The 1,020-nt window shown below is 77.3% G+C and carries 1 protein-coding gene; it reads right to left on the bottom strand.

The window, feature by feature from the left end; all coding sequences use genetic code 11:
- Window positions 1-1,020 (bottom strand): zinc-binding dehydrogenase (locus tag HMPREF0731_RS13535; protein WP_007004711.1); only part of this gene is annotated, 1,020 nt, incomplete at both ends.

Raw genomic sequence — 1,020 nt, 5'->3', positions numbered from 1 at the left:
CCAGGCGCCGGCCGCGCCCGGCCCGGCCGGCGGCGGCGCCAGCACCAGCTTGCCGATATGGTGGCTGGCCTGCAGCGTGCGGAAGGCGCCCTCGACCTCCGCCGCCGGGTAGCGGGCGAAGGGCAGGGCGTGCAGCTCGCCGCGCTCCAGCCGGGCGGCGATGTCGGAGAGCAGCTCCTGCGCCAGCTCCGGCCGCGCCTTGGGCAGCTGGTCCACATCCACCCCGAAATAGGTGAGGTTGTGGCGATAGGGGCGCAGGCCCACGCGCCGGTTCTCGAAGAAGTCGCGCTTGCCGAGTTCCACGAAGCGGCCGAAGGGCTTCACCAGCCCGAGCGTGCGCTCCATGGCGTCGCCGGCGAGCGAATTCAGCACGACGTCGACCCCCTCGGGCCAGGCGGCGCGCAGCTGGTCGGCGAAGCCGGGGTCGCGGCTGTCCAGCACCAGCTCGGCGCCGGCGGCGCGCAGGAAGGCGCGCTTGGCCGGGCTGCCGGCGGTGGCGGCGACACGCGCGCCGAGGCCGCGCGCCACCTGCAAGGCCGCCAGCCCCACCGCGCCGGCGCCGCCATGGATCAGCACCGTCTCGCCGGGCCGCAGCCGGGCGCAGTTCTCCAGCGCGTAGACGGCGGTCAGGAAGGCGACCGGCACCGTGGCGGCCTCGGCATAGCCCAGGCCGCGCGGCAGCCGGGCGATCGCCGCGCCATGCGTGCGCACCCGGCTGGCCAGCGCCGCCGGGGCGAAGCCGAAGACGCGGTCGCCGGTGGCGAAGCCGCTCTGCGGCCCGGCCTGCTCGACCACGCCGGCCATCTCCATGCCCAGCGTCGGCCCGGCGAAGCCGAGCAGCAGCGCCTCCTCCGGCAGCAGGCCCTGGGCCCACATCAGGTCGCGGAAGTTCAGCCCCGCCGCCTCGACGCGCACGATCACCTCGCCGCCGCCGGGCGGCGGCAGGTCCAGCGCCTCCCAGCCCAGGCTGCCGAGCTGGCCGGGCTGGCGCGCCACCAGCCGGGCCGGGCCGCGCGGGGT

Origin of the sequence: Pseudoroseomonas cervicalis ATCC 49957 (assembly GCF_000164635.1) — a bacterium.
In the GTDB taxonomy this organism is placed as follows: Bacteria; Pseudomonadota; Alphaproteobacteria; order Acetobacterales; family Acetobacteraceae; genus Pseudoroseomonas; species Pseudoroseomonas cervicalis.
The sequence above is the reverse complement of the archived record's forward strand: the minus strand, read 5'-3'. Positions and strand labels throughout refer to the sequence as shown.